This is a genomic window from Micromonospora sp. NPDC005305 (genome assembly GCF_040607315.1).
Classification (GTDB): Bacteria; Actinomycetota; Actinomycetes; order Mycobacteriales; family Micromonosporaceae; genus Micromonospora.
On record NZ_JBEXGL010000011.1, the window covers coordinates 196,790 to 211,248 of the forward strand.

The window sequence follows — 14,459 nt, forward strand, 5'->3', positions numbered from 1 at the left end:
GCAGGAGCGCGCCGGCGACCCTTCCCCCGCACGCTACCCGGTGGTAACTTGCCGGCATGTCCATCGACGGTCGTCCGGCCGGCCGGCTCGCCGGTAAGGTCGTGCTGGTGACCGGGGCGGCCCGGGGCATCGGCGAGCACACCGCCCGGCTCGCCGCCGCCCGGGGCGCGCGGCTGGCCCTGGTCGGCCTGGAGCCCGACCGCCTCGCCGCGCTCGCCACCGAGCTGGGTCCCGGCCACGTGTGGTTTCCCGCCGACGTCACCGACCAGGCCGAGCTGGCCGCCGCGGTCGACGGCGCGGTCACGCAGCTGGGCGGCATCGACGCCGTGGTGGCGAACGCCGGCGTCGCCAACCGGGGCACCATCGCCGTCGGCGACGTCGAGGCGCTGGTCCGCACCGTCGAGGTGAACCTGATCGGGGTGCTGCGCACCGCGGCGGCGACCGTCCCGGCGCTCACCGCCCGCCGCGGCTATCTGCTGATCGTCTCCTCCGCCGCCGCGTTCGCGGCGCTGCCCGGGATGGCCGCCTACTGCGCCTCGAAGGCCGGCGTCGAGCACTTCGGCACGGCCATCCGGCTGGAGCTGGCGCACCGTGGGGTGGCCGTGGGCACGGCGCACCCGTCCTGGGTGGACACCGACCTGGTCCGCGAGGCGCGGGCCGACCTGCCGGCGTTCGAGACGGCACTGGCGAAGCTGCCCTGGCCGATGCGGCGGACCACCACCGTGCAGGAGTGCGCGGCGGCTTTCGTGCGGGCGATCGAGCGCCGCAGCCGCCGGGTGTACGTGCCGCGCGCCGTCGCCGGCGTGCAGGCGGTCCGCTCGCTGCTCGTCAGCCCCCTCGCCGACCGGCTGGTCGGGCGGACCGCGACGGAGATGGTCCCGCTCATCGAGGAGCAGACCCGGGCGCTGGGTCGGGGCTTCGGGGCGAGCACCCCGGAGGTGACGGCGAGCGGGATGAGCGAGCCGGTTCCGCGAGCCCCGCAGTCGCGAGCGACGGAGACACGGCCATGAACCCGGTGGAACTCGTGTTCGAGCGGCGTGGTGCCGGCGCGCCGCTCGTGCTGCTGCACGGCATCGGTCACCACTGGGCGGCCTGGTCGCCGGTGCTGGACCGGCTCGCCGAGGCGCACGACGTGATCGCCGTCGACCTGCCCGGCTTCGGCCGCTCGCCGGTGCCCGCCGCCGGCCTGCCCGCGGACATGCCCGGCCTGGTGGCCGGGATCGTCGAGCTGTTCGCCGCGCTCGGGCTGGACCGCCCGCACGTGGCGGGCAACAGTCTCGGCGGCGCCATCGCCCTGGAGCTCGCCGCCACCGGGGCGGTCTCCTCCGCCACGGCCCTCTCCCCCGCCGGCTTCTGCACCCCACGCGAGCTGCGCTGGGCGCTCACCGTGCTCAGCCTGCACCGCAACGCGGCCCGGCTGCCGGAGCCGGTGCTGCGGTCGCTGTTCGCCAACCCGGCGCTGCGCACGCTCGCGCTGGGCATGATCCTGGCCCGGCCGAACCGGATGGCGCTGGCCGAGGCCCTCGCCGACGCCCGGGCGCTGCGCGAGGCGCGGGCCTTCCGCGCGGTGGCCCGGGCGGGCCGGGGCTACGCGTTCGCCGGCGCGCCGACCGTGCCGGTGACGGTCGCCTGGGGCACCCGGGACCGGATCCTGCCCCACCGGCAGGCCGCGCTGGCGCGGACCCGGCTGCCGGCGGCCCGGCACCTGGACCTGGCCGGCTGCGGGCACGTGCCGATGCACGACGACCCGGAGCTGGTCGCCTCGGTCATCCTCCACACCACCGGCGCGCAGGCGGCCTGACCGGGTTCACTCGGTGGCGCCGAACGGGTCGGTGCGCACGTACCGCATCGTCCAGTCGCCGCCGCCGTGGTGGTGGTCGCGCTCGTAGAGGTGGTCGGCCTCGCCACCGGGCGGCCGGTCGGGGTGGCGCAGGATCCACCGTGGCGGTGGCGCCCCGTCCGGATCGGCGGGCAGGTCCCGGACCAGGTCGTCGGCGGGTCCGCCGACGAACCGCACGCGCACCAGAGCCACCGGTCACCCTCCGTCTCACCGTCGATACAGACCCCTGCCCGCGAAGCTACCCGCGCCGGGCCCGCCCGGTGGCGGGAATCCCCGGCGGTTTGCCCTGCTCCGGGCCCGGGTAGCGAAACGGAGGGAACCGGACGAGGCGAGGAGTGGTCGATGAGGACGCTGGGCGGGCGGTACGAGCTCGAACGGCGGGTCGGCATCGGCGGGATGTCCGAGGTGTGGCGGGCGCACGACCTCGTGCTCGACCGGACCGTCGCGGTGAAGCTGATCTCGCCGGGGCTGGACGGGGAGGCCACCTCGGTGGACCGGATCCGGCGGGAGGCCCGCTCGGCGGCCCGGCTCGTGCACCCGAACGTGGCGAGCGTGCACGACTTCGGCACCGCCGCTCTGCCGGACGGCCGGGCGGTGCCCTACATCGTGATGGAGCTGGCCGAGGGCGAGACCCTCGCCGCCCACCTGCGCCGAGGCCGGCTCGACTGGCGGATCGCGGTGCGGGTCTGCGCCGAGGTGAGCGCCGCGCTGGCCGCCGCGCACACGCACGGCATCGTGCACCGGGACGTGAAGCCGGCGAACGTGATCCTCACCCCGGCCGGGGTGAAGGTGCTCGATTTCGGGATCGCCAGCCCGGCCGGCGCACCGGACCACACCCCGGACGGGATCGTGGTCGGCACGCCCGCGTACCTGGCGCCGGAGCAGCTCGACCGGCAGCCCGCCACCCCGGCCGCGGACATGTACGCCCTCGGCGTGCTCCTCTACTACTGCCTGACCGGCCGGCTCCCGTACGCGGCCGACAGCACCACCCAACTGCTCGGCTCGGGCCGGCTCCGGCGGCCGGAGCCGCTGCCCGACATCGACGGGCTGCCGGCCGAGGCGGCCGACCTGTGCCGCGGCTGTCTCGCCGAGGACCCGGCGGCCCGGCCGAGCAGCCTGATGGCCGCGCTGCTGCTCGCCGAGGTGGTGGACGCCCGGGTCTACGTGCCGATGGTCGCGCCGGCGCCCCGCCAGCGCAGCGCCGCGGTGTCGGCATGGACCGACCAGGCGGCGGCCGAGGCGACCGAGGCGATCGCCGTCGACGCGCAGCCGACCGGCCGGGCTCGCTGACGCCTGCCTGCTCAGGCGCGGTTTCGCCGGCCGGGGGCCGGGTAGCCGGGCGGGTGAGTGACGGGAGGAACGCGATGCCGGATCCGAGTTCCTGGCTGGCCGAGACGGCCACGGCGACCGCCGCGGGCGGTCACGTACGCACCGACGACGGCGGTCTCTCCTCCGCCCTGGCGTCCCCGCTGGCGCCGCACTGCACCGGCCTGACGCCCGAGCAGCTCCTGGCCGCCGCGTTCGCCTCCTGCCTGCACCACGCGGCGGTGGAGGCAGCCGGTGAGATCACCGACGAGGCGCACACCGTCGAGGTGACCGCGGAGGCGAAGCTGGGCCGCGACGACGACGGCCGCTACCGCGCCGACGTGCACGCCGAGATCTCCTCGGCCGGTCTCACCCGGGAGCAGTTGGCCGACCTGGTCGCGCACGCCGACCGGCTCTGGCCGTTCTCCAGCGGCGACAACAGCCGGCACCGGCTGACCGTCACCCCGGCGGAGAACGGCCGGCACTGACCGCTCACCAGCGGAAACCGGCGGTCACCGCGCGGTGGTCGCTGTCCGGGGTGTGCAGCACCCCGGCCGCGGTGGGGGTGAGCCCCCGGTAGAGGACGTGATCGGGGCGGGTCACCGGCAGCTCCGCCGGCCAGGTGAAGCCGAAGCCCTGCCCGGCCTCGGCCTGGGCGTCGCCGAGCAGGCGGGTGAGGGGCCCGAAGACGCGGTCGGTGGTGGCGGTGTTCAAGTCGCCGAGCACCACCAGCCGCGGTGCGTCGTCGGCCCGGACGGTCGCGGCGAGGGCGGCGAGGGTCTCGTCCCGGGTGGCGGTGTGCCCGGCCCGGGCCGAGCCGAGGTGGACCACGTAGACCGCCAGGTCGCCTTCCGGGGTGCCGACCACGGCCCGCAGCGCGCGGTCCCAGCCGAGGCCGGTGTCCACGCCGTGCGCCTCGCGGATCGGCCAGCGGCTCCACAGCGCGACCGTGGAGACCGCGGCCCGGTGCGGGTAGCGCCTGCCCAGAGCTGCGGCGACCCGTTCGCCGTCGTCGACCTCCTGTAGCCCGATGAGGTCCGGGGCGGCGTCGGCGAGGGCGTGGACCGTGGCGGCCGGGTCGGGGTTGCCGGAGCGCAGGTTCTGGCTGGCCACCCGCAGCGAGGGGGTGCCCGCGCCGGCGGCCTGCGGCAGCCAGGCGCCGCCGTAGAGCGCCGCCCAGACGAGCGCCGGCAGCAGGACCACGAGCAGGGCCCGGCGGGACCGGCGCAGCAGCGCCGCGAGGGCGAGGACGGGGACGCCGAGCCCGAGCAGCGGGGTCGCGCTGTCCACCAGGCTGCCGAACCCGTGGACGTTGGGTACCGCCCGGTGGCCGACGATGAGCAGGGCGAGCAGGACAGCGCACAGGCCGACCACGAGGCCCTGCCGGCCCTGGCGGCCGGCGGGTTCGCCGGCGGCCCGCTCATCGACCATCTGCTCCGTCACCGTCCGCATCGTATCGAGCGGCGGGACCTCCGGTGGCGGCAATCCGGACACCCGGGGTCGCCGGCCGCCTGGGCCTCCCGGCCGAGGCGTGTACCTCCAGGTGACGGGCGTATCCCTCGCCCGAACGGAGGAGGGCGGGCCGGACCGCCGCGAAGAGGATCATCCGCGTCTTATGTCCGTGGATTTCCGACATGAACGGAAAATACGACAGGCACGAATGATCGAATTCGTGGTGTACCGAGCGTAATGTGCGGGCGGATCATGGCAAATTGTGGCGCATGCCACCAACTACCCCGATGGCAAGCGCCGAGAAGCTTTCTAGCCTCGGCGGGTGCATCCCGACCACCCCGAAACGCAGCAGCCGACCGAGACGCGACCCGTTCACCGTACGATCGACCCGGCATCGGCCGAACGGAGGATCGGGCGGCACCGGGCCCCGGAGCCGGCCCGCCGCCGACCGGCCCGCTCCACCCCCGCCCGGGTCGCCGTCGCCACCGGCGTGACGTGCTGCCTCGGCCTCATCGGCGTCGTCGGCGCGCGGGAGACCGGGCAGCCGCACGAGCCGGTCCGCGGCGCGCTCGCCGACCGGGCGGCCGCGGCCGCCGAGCAGCGGGCCTCCCGGGACTTCGAGCGCGCCGCCCCGCCGGTCGCCGTGCCGGTCACCCCGATCCCGGCCGCCACACCGAGCCCCACGCCCACGAGGAAGAAGGCGCCGAAGAAGCCGGTGCGGCCCGCGCACCCCCGGCCCGTCGCCGGGCTGGACCAGCGGCAGATGGACAACGCCAAGGCGATTGTCGACGCCGGCCAGGCCATGAAGATGCCCCGCCGGGCGCTCGTGGTGGCCGTGGCCACCGCCATGCAGGAGAGCAACCTCTACAACCTGGCCAGCGACGTGCTCCCCGAGTCGTTCGACTACCCGCACCAGGGCAGCGGCTCCGACCACGACTCGATCGGCCTGTTCCAGCAGCGGCCCAGCAGCGGCTGGGGCACGGTCGCCGAGATCATGCGCCCGGCGTACGCGGCCCGCGCCTTCTTCAGCGCGCTCAAGGAGGTGCCCGGCTGGACCGAGCTGAGCCTCACGGCGGCGGCCCAGGCGGTGCAGGTCTCCGCCTTCCCCGACGCGTACGCGCAGCACGAGAAGCGGGCCACCACGGTCGTGGCGGCGCTGGTCTGAGGGGCGCTCAGGCGGCGCTGCGCTCGGCGGCGCCGCCCGTCGGCACGCCCGCCGCAGCGGTCGGCGTGTCCGGGGGCACCGTGTCGCCGCGCGCCCCGGCCAGGATCTCGTCGACGCGGGCCTCCCGCCGGCGGCGGGCCAGCAGCGCCGCCTCGAAGTCCCGGCGCGCCCGGACCGCCTCGGCGTACGCCTGCTCGCGTACCTGGCGGGCCTCCTCCCGGGCCGCCTCCAGCTCGCTGCGGGCCTCGGCCAGCAGTGTGGCGGCCGCCCGCTCGGCGGCCGTCCCGGCGGCCTCCTCGCCGTCCACGACGGCGGTCCGGCGGCGCAGGAAGTCGCAGAGGTGGGTGGCGTCCTCGCGGACCTGGTCCCACTCGCGGCCGGCGCCGGCGGCGCTCTCCGCGCGGGCGGCGAGCCGGACCAACCGGATTCCCAGCTCGTCCAGGCAGGAGTCCACCTGCCGCTGGTCGTAACCGGTCTCGACCACGGAGAACCTCATCTGTGTCGCCCCCCAGGCAGCTGGTGTCACGTCCCCACCTGATCCTGGGCGGCCGGCGGCCACGGCCGCGGCGGTTCCCGCAAAATGTTCAGCATCCGGACGCCCGGACGAAGGGCTCAGGGGTGCTTGGGGAGCACGACCACGCGGCCGAAGAACTCGTCGATGCGGCGCACCACGTCGTTGAAGTCGTCGAGGTCGATGGGCTTCGTCACGTACGCGTTGGCCTGGAGGGTGTAGCTGCCGAGGATGTCGGTGTCGGCGTTGGAGGTGGTGAGCACGACGATCGGGATGGTGCGCAGGTTCTCATCCCGCTTGACCTCACCGAGCACCTGACGCCCGTCCATGCGCGGCATGTTCAGGTCGAGCAGGATGACGTCGGGGCGCCGGGCCTCGGTGTGCCGGCCCTCGCGGCGGAGGAACTCCATCGCCTCCTGGCCGTCGTTGACCACGTCGATGACCTTCTCGACGTCCGAGTCCTCGAGGGCTTCCTCGATCATCAGGACGTCACCGGGGTCGTCGTCCACCACCAGGATGCGAACGGGGCTCGGGGTGCCATGACCCATGGGACTACCTGCTTCGTCTCGGGAGGCGGACGCCGACGGCGAGGTCGGCGGCTGGCGGGGAATCTATCCGATCAGGAGGCGGCCGGCGTGGCCGGGTCGGCCACACCCGCCTCGTGGTTCAACACCTCGGCCAGCCCGGTCACCTGGAGCACCCGGGCCACCCGCCCGGTCGCCCCGGTGATCCGCAACCAACCGCCCGCGGCGGTGACGAGGTTGTCGCCGCGGACGAACGCGGCGATGCCGGTGGAGTCGCAGAAGGTCAGCTCGGCGAGGTCCAGCAACAGCTCACGGTGCCCCTCGGCGGCCAGCCGGTCGATGGCGGCGTTGAGCTCCGGCGCCGTGGCCAGGTCGAGCTCACCCGCGAGCCGGAGGCAGGCCGGGCCGCCGTCCCGCCGGCCGTACGTGACGGTGAACGTCACCGTGGCCCCTCCTCGCTCCCACCACAGGCCGATCCTTGCAGTGCTGCAAGTATACGCAGGGCTCTCCGGCGCGCCCGCACCCCGACGGTCAACGCCCCGGCGCGCCGGACAGCCCGCCGACCAGCGCACGGGCCCGGTCCAGGAACCGGCCGGCCCGGGGGAAGTCGCGCAGCCGCTGTCCATAGTGGTCGAGGGTCAGCCCGACCGCGCCCGCCGGAACCCGGCGGCTGACCAGGATCGCCACCAACCACTCGACGAACTCGGTGAAGAGGGTCTCGTCGTCGACGTAGAGCGCGGCGGCCAGGAAGTCGACGATGTAGCCGAGATCGCTGACGGTCGAGTCCAGCTGGGCCGGGGTGTAGTCACGCACCCCGGGCACCCGCTCACGCAGGTCGGCCAGGGCGCTGTCGATCAGCTCACCGCGCCGCTTGGCCAGGCTCGCGTACTCGTCGTCGGCGAGGTGGTCGAGCCGGGCCGGCAGCACCGCCCGCAGCGCCCGCTCGTCGGCGACCAGGCCCGCCGCGGTCGGCGCGTCCGGCGCCCACGGCACGCCGAGCACCCGGGCCCAGCGCCCGTCGCCCCCGAAGCCGCGCCCGCCCACCACCACCGGCACGTCGGAGCGGCGGCACGCCTCGATCATGCGGTGGGCGTGCGGCAGCCGCATCGGCAGCGCGCAGGCGAGGGCCACCGCGTGCGCGTCGTAGCGGTGCAGGTAGGACACCAGGTGCGCGGCGGGCACGCTGGCCCCGAGGAAGGTGATCTGCCAGCCGCGCAGCCGCAGCACCTCGGCCACCAGCCGGGCCGGCAGGGCGTGCCACTCGCCGTCCATGCAGGCGACCACGATCCGGCCGCGGGTCGGGCGGGGATTCGCGTACGCGGCGACGGCCGCCACCACCCGCTCGCTGATGTGGGTGGCGGCATGCTCCTGGGCCACGCTCCACTCGTCGCGGGCCCACCGCTCCCCCACCTCGGCCTGCGCCGGAGCGACCAGGTCCAGCAGCACCCGCTCCGCCGGCACGCCGGACTCCAGCAGCCCGAGGGCCACCTCGACCGCGGCGTGCTCGTCGGCCTCCGCCAGGCACTCCAGATAGCCGGGGAAGGCGTGAGACGGGTCGGCCTCGGTGGTCGTCGCGGTCACGCCTCGGTCTCCCTCGTCAGGCCGGCACCGGTCGGAGCGGGCACCGCGTGCAGGTGGCGGCCGGGACGGACCGGGCCGGTCGCCCGCAACGCGAGCACGGCGATGTCGTCGTGGTCGCCGTGGCCGAGCCAGTCGCAGGTCACCTGCTCGATCCGTTCGGCCAGCGCCGGGGCCGGCATCCGGTGGCAGCCGGTCACGGCGTGCAACAGCCGCTCGGCCCCGAACTGCTCGTCACCCCGCCGGCCACCGCGCGCCTCGGTCACCCCGTCGCTGTAGAGCAGGCAGGTCTCGCTCGGCGCCAGGTGCACGGTCACCTCGCCGATCCGGGGATCCGGCACCACACCGATCAGCATCCCGCTCAACGGCACCACCTCGACCTCGCCGGAGGCCCGCAGCACCAGCGGCGGGAGGTGGCCGCCGCCGGCCATGGTCAGGGTGAGGCCACCGTCGCGGTGCGGGCGCACCACGCCCAGCACCATGGTGGCGAACCGGCCCTGCCCGTGCGCCTGGGTGGTCTCCAGCAACGCGTCGTTGAGCAGCTTCAGCAGCCGGCCCGGCTGCGACTCGACCCGGTGCAGCGCGTGCAGGCACTGGCGGAGCTGGCCGGTGAACACGGCCGCCTCGACGCCCTTGCCGGAGACATCGCCGAGGAAGAAGACGGAGCCGCCGTCGACGAGCCGGTGCGAGCCGTAGAAGTCCCCGCCGATCCGCAGCCCCGCCTCCGCCGGGCGGTAGGCGGTCCCCCACTGCACGCCGGGGGCGGCCGCCGGCTCGACGGGCAGGAGGCTGGCCTGGAGGGTGTCGGCCACCTCGGCCTGGTCGCGGTAGAGCAGCGCGGTGGTGAGCGCGGCACCGGCCCGGGCCGCGAACGCGCGGACCAGGTCGAGGTCGGCGTCGTCGTACCAGCGGCTGGCCCGGCGGACGACCAGCAGCACCCCGGCCGGGGCTTCCCGGCCGGGCAACGGAACCACCCGCGCCGTGGCGCCGGCCGCGTCGAGACCGGGCAGCCAGCCCGCCTCGACGGCCTGCTCCACCAGCCAGTCCAGGGCGTGCGGCTCCACGCCGCCCAGGCCCTCCCCGATCGCCGACGGCAGCGCCGCGGCGGCGAGCACGCCGCTGTCCACGACGGGCGCCTCGTCGTCCGCGCGCACCGCCCGCCACCAGCGGGCCCGGCCGGAGCGCGGGGTCAGCACCAGCACGGCGACATCGGCCAGGCTCGGCACGGCCAGCCGGACCACCGCGGCGGCGGCGCGGTCGGGATGCAGGGGGTTGCCGAGCTTCTCGCCGACCACGGCGAGGAACGCCGAGCGGGCCCGCTCGGCGAGCAGCGCGTCGGCCCGGCTCACGCTCTCGGTGACGTCCTCGACGTACCAGCAGCGCCGGCCGGCGGAGAGCCAGACGCCCCGCAGGCGCAGTCGCTGGCCGTGATGGGTGAACTCGCCCGGGTCGTCGGCGCGCAGGGCGGGCACGCCGGCCGCGGCGAGCACCTCGCCGGGCACCACCTCGGGAACCAGCCGCTCGGCGACCGGGCTGAGGTGCCGCACCACCCCGTCGGCGTCGCAGACGATGAGACCCTCGCGGAAGTGCTCCACCACCTCCGACCAGTCGGGGGTGGCCGGGCCGCGGTCCGGGGCCAGGGGCGGCAGGGCCGGCGCGGCGGGCGACCACGGACGAGCCCGTCTGGCACCCGGCCTGGAGATCCGTCCGTCGCCCGGGTCAGCGCCCCTGACGTCGGCAGCAGTCACCAGCTGAGCCCCACTCCTGTCGATACCCACGGTCCACACGGAACGGCGCGTATGGTCAAATTTCTCCACCCACCCTACGCCGGCGTGCCGGTACCGCCACCCCACGGCCCGTGCCCCCCGGCCTGCGGACGCGCCACCCGGCGGTGCGGTCGCGGGGTTGTTACGATCCGGACGACCCGGCCCGACCGGCAGCCGCGAAAGGCGTGATGGTGGCACCCCAACGGAGAACGCCCGAGGCGACACCGCTGCGCATCTCCGTGGACCGCTCCGACCCCGCCGCGCCGGCCATCAGGGTCGGCGGTGATCTCGCCTTCACCACGGCCGCCCCGCTGCGCGCCGAGGTCGACCGGCTGCTGGCGGAGAACCCGCGGACGCTCGTGCTGGACTTCCGCGGCCTGCTCTTCATCGACAGCACCGGCCTGTCGGTGATCGTGCACGCCTGGCAGGACGGCCAGCAGGGTGGCACGTCCCTCCAGCTCCGGGAGACGCCCCGCTTCCTGGCGACGATCCTCGACATGACCGGGGTCACCGCCCTGCTGTCCCGGCCGCAGCCCGACCGGCCCACGACCGGGTCGTCCGCCCGTGTCTGAGCGCCCTGGGGTTTTCGGGACCGGCCCGAGCCGGAAACACGACCGCATGCGCTCGCAGCTGCTGACCAGTCAACCCGCAGGTGCGGCAGTTGCTCGACCGCACGGGGCTGGCCGAGCTGCTGGCCGTCCCGCCACCCGGGGAGACCGCGGCGACCCGCGACGTCGGCTGACCGGCGAACGGGGGTGGCCCCCGACCCTGGGACCAGGGGCCGGGGGCCGGGGAGGGCGGCTCAGGCGGCGGGGATGGCCTGCAGGCGCGGGCCGGACTCGCGCAGCTCCCCCACCGTGGGCGACGCCGCGTCCTCCGGCGTTCCCGAATCGGGCGTCTGGAACAGGTAACGGACGAACTCCCCACCCACCTCGTTGTCGTCGGCTCCCGGCCACTGCCCCACACAGTCGACGCCGACGACCTCACGCCCGCTGCCGTCGCTCTCCTCCAGCAGCGCCCAGAGGGTCACCGGGTAGCTGCGGGTGCCCTCCGGATCGACATGCCACCTCGCGTACCAGCCGGGCCGAGCGGGGACGATCTCCACGATCCGTTTCATGACGACCTGCCCTTCCGCGTGCGTCGGAAGTTCTTCCGGTCCACCACGATCGTGCGGCCCCCCGGGGTGACCAGCCCTCACCCGCAGCGAGTGAAGCCGGCCGGTCCGCCGGCGGCCGTTTCCTTCCCGGCAGCGCCGGGAAGGCGACCGGCGCAAGCGCAACCGACCAGGAACGAGGTGCGACGATGCGCAAGCAGATGGAGGGCGACAACCAGCGCCGCCGGGCCCTGGCCCGGGACGCCCGGGGACGCGGTCGGCTCCCCAGCCAGACCGGCGCCAGCCTGAGCGCGTCCAAGCAGATCACCTCGCTGGACCGCAGCGAACGGTCCGGCCCGCCGCCGGCCGGCCGGCGCAAGCCGGACACGACGCGCGGCGGTCCCGCGCCGCCGCCCGCGGCCGTGGCGGAGCGCCCGCGCCCGCTGCCCGACGAGCGGCCGGCCCGGGTGACCACGCTGGGCTACCGGGATCTCGTCGACGACGTGAGCCGGCGGGCCGGGGTGGACTTCTTCACCGCCAAGGTGGCGGCCGAGGCGACCGTGCTCGCGCTGGCCTGGGCGCTCGACGAGGCCGAGCGGGAGCGGCTGCTCGAGGCGGTGCCACTGAAGCTGCACGACGTCGTGCCGGTGGACGGCATCGAGCGGCGGCGGGACCTGCCCGGCTTCCTGGACGAGGTGGGCCGGCGCAGCCGCCTCACCCCGGAGCAGGCGCGCTACCAGGCCGAGGCCACCCTCGCGGCGCTGGCCGACGCGGACGGCGAACTGGTCGAGTCGCTGCACGTACCGGACGGGTTGCGGGATCTGCTCGAGCCGCCGGAGCCCGGCGGCGGCCTGGTGGGTCCGACGTCCGCCACCGCCCCGCTGGACGAGCAGGAACTGCGCGCCGCGCTTGGCCGGTTGCCGTACTGGTCCAGCGACCGGCAGTCGCTGGTGCGCACCATCGAGCTGCCGGCCGGCAACCTGGACCGGGTGCTCGACCGGCTCGACCAGCTCCGGGGCGAGACCGGGCGCGGGCCGCAGATCGGCCGGCCCGACCCGGACAGTGCCGTGCTCACCGTCCGTACCCGGCAGGTCGACGGGGTGACCGCGCTGGACGTGGATCTGGCCCGGCGGGTCGACGAGGCCATCGACGAGGCCGGCGCCGGGATGGCCGCCGGCTGAGCCGGGCGGTCCGGGCCGGCGGGCGCCACGCCCGCCGGCCCGGGGTGCGCCGGGTAGGTTGCCCGCCGTGGAGAGCGACGCCGACGCCCTGCAGATCGTCGTGGACCCGGCCCGGCCCACCGGCCGGACGCTCCTCGCCGCGGGCGTGGAACAGTCGTACGTCGACCTGGCGGACCCACGCCACCTGCACTTCGATTACGTGCGGCGGATGGCCGCGGTGGTCGACCTGGCCGCCCCGCCGGGCCGGCCGCTGACCGTCCTGCACCTGGGCGGCGGGGCGCTCACCCTGCCCCGCTGGCTGGCCGCCTCCCGGCCCGGCTCACCCCAGCGGGTGATCGAGCGGGACCCGGCGGTGGTCGAGCTGGTCCGCCGCGAGCTGCCCCCGGTGCCGCCCGAGGTGGTCGTCGAGATCGGCGACGCCCGGGACGCGGTCACGTCCGTCCCGGCCGGGGCGTACGACGTGGTGCTGGCCGACGTCTACCAGGCGGCCCGGATGCCCCAGCACGTGGCGAGCGTGGAGTTCGCCGCCGAGGTGGCCCGGGTGCTCCGCCCGGACGGCGTCCTCCTGGTGAATGTCACCGACCTGCCGCCGCTGGTGCAGACCCGGACGCAGGTGGCCACGCTGCGGGCGGTCTTCGCCGACGTCTGCCTGGTCGCCGACCGGCGGATGCTGCGCGCCCGGCGGTACGGCAACCTGGTGCTCGCGGCGGCCACCCGTCCCGACCGGCTGCCGGTACGCCGTCTCCTCGCCCGCGCCGCCGGCGACCCGGTGCCCGGAGGTGTGCTACACGGGGCGACGCTGGACGCGTTCGTCGCCGGCACCCGGCCGGCCACCGACGCCACCCTCGCCAAGCGCTGACCGGCGGGTTTCCACCGGTCCCGGGCGGGTAGCCGCGCCGGATGAGCAGAGCCGACGACCGGTCCACCGCCCGCCGGGCGCTGATCGTGATCGGTCTGGTGCTCGCCACGCTGCTCGGGCTGGCGCTGGTCTGGGCGACCCGGCGGGTGCTGGTCTGGGGCCTCGTCGCGGCGTTCTTCGCGGTGGCCCTGAACCCTCTGGTCGACCGGGTGGAACGGCGGTTGGTCCGGCGCCGGGCGCTGGCCACCCTGCTGGTCTTCCTGGCCACCTTCGTGCTGCTGGCCGCGCTGGGCGCGATGATCGTCCTGCCGCTGGCCGACGAGCTGGGCCGGTTCGCCGACCGGGCGCCGGAGCTGCTCCGCGAGGCGCGCGCCGGCCGGGGACCGCTCGGCGAGGTGCTGAACCGGTTCCACCTGCTCCGGTACGCCGACACCCACGCCGACCAGATCGAGCGCTACGGCTCCCGGCTCGGCCAGCCGGCGGTCGGCGTGCTCCGGGGCGTGCTGGAGATCGTCGCCGCGGTGCTCACCGTGGTGGTGCTGGCCTACCTCATGGTGCTGGAGGCGCCGAAGATCATCGCGGGCACGCTGCAGCTGATCGGCGACGGCGCGGCCGAGCGGCTGCGGCGCATCGGCCGGGACTCCTCCCGGATCATCACCGGCTACCTGAGCGGCAACCTGCTCATCAGCGTCATCTGCGGCGGCCTCACCTTCGCGGTGCTCTTCCTCGTCGGGGTGCCGTTCGCCGGGGTGATCGCCCTGGTGGTCGCGCTGGCCGACCTGGTGCCGCTGGTCGGGGCCACCATCGGGGCGATCGTCGCGGCCGGGGCGGGGTTCCTGCACTCCCCCACCGCCGGCGTGGTGGTGCTGGTCTTCTTCGTGGTCTACCAGCAGGTCGAGAACCACCTGCTGCAACCGGTCATCATGGCCCGTGCGGTCCGGCTGAACCCGTTGACCGTGCTGGTGAGCGTGCTGCTCGCCGCCGAACTGGCCGGCCTGGTGGGCGCCCTGCTGGCCATTCCGGTCGCCGGGATCGCGCAGGTCCTGCTGCGCGAGTTCGCCCACGCCGGCCGGCAGGCCCTGGCCGTCCCCGCCGTCCCGGGCCCCGAACGGCGTCCGGCCGGCGGGCGGGCTCCCGGGGACGGGAACGCGCCGCCGGCCGGCGGGTGAGCCGCGCGGGACGGGA

17 protein-coding genes are annotated in these 14,459 nt (G+C 75.7%); 9 read left to right on the top strand and 8 right to left on the bottom strand.

What is annotated here, in order from left to right; translation table 11 throughout:
* Window positions 1-56: 56 nt before the first annotated feature.
* On the top strand, window positions 57-1,010 hold the full coding sequence (locus ABZS80_RS20330; RefSeq protein ID WP_355057918.1) for an SDR family oxidoreductase: 954 nt from the start codon (window positions 57-59) through the stop codon (window positions 1,008-1,010).
* Window positions 1,007-1,801 (top strand): alpha/beta fold hydrolase, encoded by a 795-nt coding sequence (locus tag ABZS80_RS20335; RefSeq protein ID WP_355057920.1) that lies wholly within the window; start codon window positions 1,007-1,009, stop codon window positions 1,799-1,801. Before ABZS80_RS20330 ends, ABZS80_RS20335 begins: the two co-directional genes overlap by 4 nt.
* A gap of 6 nt (window positions 1,802-1,807) precedes the next feature.
* Here ABZS80_RS20335 and ABZS80_RS20340 read toward each other — a convergent pair whose 3' ends face one another.
* Window positions 1,808-2,032 carry a hypothetical protein gene (locus tag ABZS80_RS20340; RefSeq protein WP_355057922.1) on the bottom strand — a complete coding sequence of 75 codons (225 nt, stop codon included), beginning with the start codon at window positions 2,030-2,032 and terminating at the stop codon, window positions 1,808-1,810.
* A 150-nt stretch (window positions 2,033-2,182) separates the two neighbouring features.
* Between ABZS80_RS20340 and ABZS80_RS20345 the strand changes: the two genes are divergently transcribed.
* Together ABZS80_RS20345 and ABZS80_RS20350 are read left to right on the top strand one after the other, a co-directional pair.
* Entirely contained in the window at window positions 2,183-3,130 is a 948-nt protein-coding gene (locus ABZS80_RS20345; RefSeq protein ID WP_355057924.1) for a serine/threonine-protein kinase, read from the top strand.
* A gap of 74 nt (window positions 3,131-3,204) precedes the next feature.
* Complete coding sequence (locus ABZS80_RS20350; RefSeq protein WP_151464846.1) at window positions 3,205-3,633, top strand: OsmC family protein; 429 nt, start codon at window positions 3,205-3,207, stop codon at window positions 3,631-3,633.
* Window positions 3,634-3,637: 4 nt separating this feature from the next.
* Here the strand turns inward: ABZS80_RS20350 and ABZS80_RS20355 are convergent, their stop codons facing one another.
* Window positions 3,638-4,588: an endonuclease/exonuclease/phosphatase family protein gene (locus ABZS80_RS20355; protein WP_355057926.1), complete on the bottom strand. Its 951-nt coding sequence runs from the start codon at window positions 4,586-4,588 to the stop codon at window positions 3,638-3,640.
* Window positions 4,589-4,919: 331 nt separating this feature from the next.
* On the opposite strand from ABZS80_RS20355, the gene ABZS80_RS20360 reads away from it, so the two are divergent.
* Window positions 4,920-5,762 carry a hypothetical protein gene (locus ABZS80_RS20360; RefSeq protein WP_355057928.1) on the top strand — a complete coding sequence of 281 codons (843 nt, stop codon included), beginning with the start codon at window positions 4,920-4,922 and terminating at the stop codon, window positions 5,760-5,762.
* A gap of 7 nt (window positions 5,763-5,769) precedes the next feature.
* Here ABZS80_RS20360 and ABZS80_RS20365 read toward each other — a convergent pair whose 3' ends face one another.
* From ABZS80_RS20365 to ABZS80_RS20385, 5 genes are all read right to left on the bottom strand, one after another.
* Window positions 5,770-6,258 (bottom strand): ATPase, encoded by a 489-nt coding sequence (locus tag ABZS80_RS20365; RefSeq protein ID WP_151464845.1) that lies wholly within the window; start codon window positions 6,256-6,258, stop codon window positions 5,770-5,772.
* 116 nt (window positions 6,259-6,374) lie between these two features.
* On the bottom strand, window positions 6,375-6,821 hold the full coding sequence (locus ABZS80_RS20370) for a response regulator (RefSeq protein WP_355057930.1): 447 nt from the start codon (window positions 6,819-6,821) through the stop codon (window positions 6,375-6,377).
* A gap of 71 nt (window positions 6,822-6,892) precedes the next feature.
* On the bottom strand, window positions 6,893-7,240 hold the full coding sequence (locus ABZS80_RS20375; protein ID WP_355057932.1) for an STAS domain-containing protein: 348 nt from the start codon (window positions 7,238-7,240) through the stop codon (window positions 6,893-6,895).
* 88 nt (window positions 7,241-7,328) lie between these two features.
* Window positions 7,329-8,378: a cobalamin-dependent protein gene (locus ABZS80_RS20380; RefSeq protein ID WP_355057934.1), complete on the bottom strand. Its 1,050-nt coding sequence runs from the start codon at window positions 8,376-8,378 to the stop codon at window positions 7,329-7,331.
* The gene (locus ABZS80_RS20385) at window positions 8,375-10,123 is read right to left on the bottom strand and encodes a PP2C family protein-serine/threonine phosphatase (RefSeq protein ID WP_355057936.1); all 1,749 of its coding nucleotides are present in this window, start codon (window positions 10,121-10,123) and stop codon (window positions 8,375-8,377) included. Before ABZS80_RS20385 ends, ABZS80_RS20380 begins: the two co-directional genes overlap by 4 nt.
* 206 nt (window positions 10,124-10,329) lie before the next feature.
* Here ABZS80_RS20385 and ABZS80_RS20390 point away from each other — a divergent pair, with 206 nt between their 5' ends.
* Window positions 10,330-10,713, top strand: coding sequence for an STAS domain-containing protein (locus ABZS80_RS20390; protein WP_355057938.1), 384 nt, complete (start codon window positions 10,330-10,332; stop codon window positions 10,711-10,713).
* Between the two features lie 230 nt (window positions 10,714-10,943).
* Here the strand turns inward: ABZS80_RS20390 and ABZS80_RS20395 are convergent, their stop codons facing one another.
* The gene (locus ABZS80_RS20395) at window positions 10,944-11,258 is read right to left on the bottom strand and encodes a hypothetical protein (protein ID WP_355057940.1); all 315 of its coding nucleotides are present in this window, start codon (window positions 11,256-11,258) and stop codon (window positions 10,944-10,946) included.
* 185 nt (window positions 11,259-11,443) lie between these two features.
* Here ABZS80_RS20395 and ABZS80_RS20400 point away from each other — a divergent pair, with 185 nt between their 5' ends.
* From ABZS80_RS20400 to ABZS80_RS20410, 3 genes are all read left to right on the top strand, one after another.
* The gene (locus ABZS80_RS20400; protein WP_355057942.1) at window positions 11,444-12,415 is read left to right on the top strand and encodes a DUF2267 domain-containing protein; all 972 of its coding nucleotides are present in this window, start codon (window positions 11,444-11,446) and stop codon (window positions 12,413-12,415) included.
* A gap of 67 nt (window positions 12,416-12,482) precedes the next feature.
* A complete protein-coding gene (locus tag ABZS80_RS20405; RefSeq protein ID WP_355057944.1) occupies window positions 12,483-13,274 on the top strand; it encodes a fused MFS/spermidine synthase in 792 nt (263 codons plus the stop codon).
* Between the two features lie 41 nt (window positions 13,275-13,315).
* Window positions 13,316-14,443 carry an AI-2E family transporter gene (locus ABZS80_RS20410; RefSeq protein WP_355057945.1) on the top strand — a complete coding sequence of 376 codons (1,128 nt, stop codon included), beginning with the start codon at window positions 13,316-13,318 and terminating at the stop codon, window positions 14,441-14,443.
* The last annotated feature ends 16 nt before the right edge of the window (window positions 14,444-14,459 follow it).